At 43.3% G+C, this 2258-nt stretch carries 3 protein-coding genes; 1 reads left to right on the top strand and 2 read right to left on the bottom strand.

Going from position 1 to position 2258, the window contains the following annotated elements:
* Both KGY70_12770 and KGY70_12765 read right to left on the bottom strand, forming a co-directional pair.
* Window positions 1-1160: aminotransferase class I/II-fold pyridoxal phosphate-dependent enzyme (locus tag KGY70_12770; GenBank protein MBS3776058.1), on the bottom strand; the 1160-nt coding region annotated here is incomplete at its 3' end.
* A gap of 132 nt (window positions 1161-1292) precedes the next feature.
* The gene (locus KGY70_12765; protein MBS3776057.1) at window positions 1293-1562 is read right to left on the bottom strand and encodes a hypothetical protein; all 270 of its coding nucleotides are present in this window, start codon (window positions 1560-1562) and stop codon (window positions 1293-1295) included.
* Window positions 1563-1696: 134 nt separating this feature from the next.
* Here KGY70_12765 and KGY70_12760 point away from each other — a divergent pair, with 134 nt between their 5' ends.
* Window positions 1697-2254 carry a YbhB/YbcL family Raf kinase inhibitor-like protein gene (locus KGY70_12760; GenBank protein ID MBS3776056.1) on the top strand — a complete coding sequence of 186 codons (558 nt, stop codon included), beginning with the start codon at window positions 1697-1699 and terminating at the stop codon, window positions 2252-2254.
* Window positions 2255-2258 lie beyond the last annotated feature (4 nt).

The raw sequence follows: 2258 nt of genomic DNA, 5'->3' as shown, positions 1-2258 counted from the left end.
TCATCGTGCTGTTCAATCCATTGTTTCATATCCCCGGCCATTGCAATATGTTCCCTGAGCTTTTGCTGCAATCCTTCAAGGCCATAATACCTCAGGACAAACCAAAGCTTCAGTGCGCGGAAACGCCTTCCCAGCGGAATGGTCCAGTCCGAGTAATTGTTTACCTCCTCATCCGAACGGGTTTTCAGATATTCGGGTACGAGTTGAAATGTACGCACCAGGGCCTGCTTGTCCCTGACAAAATAGGCAGAACAATCGAAATTCGTAAAGAGCCATTTATGGGGGTTGAATACGAACGTATCGGCTTCCTGTACCCCTTTAATCATCCACTGATATTCGGGAAGGATCAGGGTGGATCCTGCATAAGCGGCATCCACATGAAGCCAAAGTTTATGTTTCTTCCTTATCCGGGCGATTTCAGCCAAAGGATCAATAGCTGTTGAACCCGTAGTACCTATTGTGGCAATGATACACAAAGGCACCCTCCCCTGTTCCTGATCCCGCTCAATGGCTTCGTCTAATTTATCAGGCCTAAGCCGGTAATAATCATCCACTTCCACCCTGACCAGATTTTCTCTTCCAAAGCCTGCGATCTTTACACCTTTTTCTATGGAAGAGTGGGTTTCTTCAGAACAATAAATCCTAAAAGGCCCGCTGTCTCTAAAACCCTCTTCATTAATCCTGTAATCCGTAAATTTCTCTCTTGCCGTTAGCAAGGAAACCAGCGTGGCTGTTGAGGCAGAATCCTGGATGGTACCCTGAAAATCAACGGGAAGACCGGTAGCCCCTTTCAACCAGTTCATAACCTTTTCTTCAAGCTCAGCCGCCGCCGGAGAGGTTTCCCATTTCATACACTGGGCTCCGATGGCTGCAGTTATCATTTCGGCCAGCAATGAAGGCAGGCTGGAATTGGCAGGAAAATAGGCAAAAAACTTCGGGCTCTGCCAATGGGTGATGCCCTTCATCAAAATATCATCAAAGTCAGAGAGGATCTGAGAAATGTTTTCTCCTTGCTCCGGCATCTGATCGGGCAGCTCCCGATCAATCTCTCCGGGTTCAACCTGTGATTTGACCGGATAATTTTCTATTTCTTCAAAATAACGGGCTATCCATTCAACCACTTCATGGGCATGACGTTTGAACTCATTGATATCTTTCATTTCAATCCTATTTTTTTGAAAAAAAGGCTTCAGCTATTTCAGCTTAACATACCGGAAATATCCATTTTTCAGTTTAAAAGCCAGAAAAAAGCCATGAACCTTTTACATTATCATTTGACCTCCTAACCCGAATTATTCAAAAATAATTCTGACGCTATTGAAAAACCTAGCTTTTTGCTTCATTTTTTTGCAAAAAGCTGGTTTTTCTAATGCGGGGTTGCCTTGCTCCGCCGAAGCTTCGCGAAGGCGAGCCTGCCCGCACGCTGTCGCTGAAGCTTTAGCGTAAGCAACCGAAGCTAGCGCAGGCGGACCTTCATCCACCCCACAAACCATCCCGCATTCACAAACTTTCCCGCTTACCAGCGGGATTCGTTTGTGAATAATGCAGGCAAAATTCAACATATCAGGGCGGCAATATAATAAAAATGGAGCAGGTATAAAATTTCTGACAGCAGAGTGAATAAGAATTGATTTTATATATTGACAATCCTGTGTAATTTATGTACTTTTGAAAATCTATCAATGCATTCAAAAAAATGACAAAAAAGGATATCCAACGGTATTTCATTATCACAATTGGATTGATATTGGTTGTTTTCATTGTGGGATTGCAATCGTTCACCAAACAAAAAAATAAAAAACCAGAAAAATCAGGAGGTGTTGCTATGGAACTTTATAGTCCGGCATTCAAAAACGAGGAATTTATCCCCAAAAAGTATTCCTGCAAAGGAGAGGATCTAAATCCCGAACTGCGATGGGAAAATGTTCCCGAAGGCACGAAAAGTTTTGCTTTAAGCGTGAAAGATCCCGATGCACCCATCGGAACGTTTGTTCACTGGTTGGTCTATGACATTGACAAAGATGTCAGGGAAATTAAGGAAAATTCGGTACCAGGCAAACAAGTTGAGAACAACTTTGGAAAGGAAGATTATGGAGGACCATGTCCGCCTTCCGGGGTTCACAGATATTATTTCAGGCTCCATGCCCTTGATGTTGAAAATCTGGGCAGCATTAACTCTATGGAAGAATTCGACCAAAAAGTAGAGGAACACACCATAGCATGGGCTGAACTAATGGGTAAATTTCAGAAATAATTAG

It is taken from the genome of Bacteroidales bacterium (assembly GCA_018334875.1).
Lineage (GTDB): Bacteria > Bacteroidota > Bacteroidia > Bacteroidales > UBA12077 > JAGXLC01.
The sequence above is the reverse complement of the archived record's forward strand: the minus strand, read 5'-3'. Positions and strand labels throughout refer to the sequence as shown.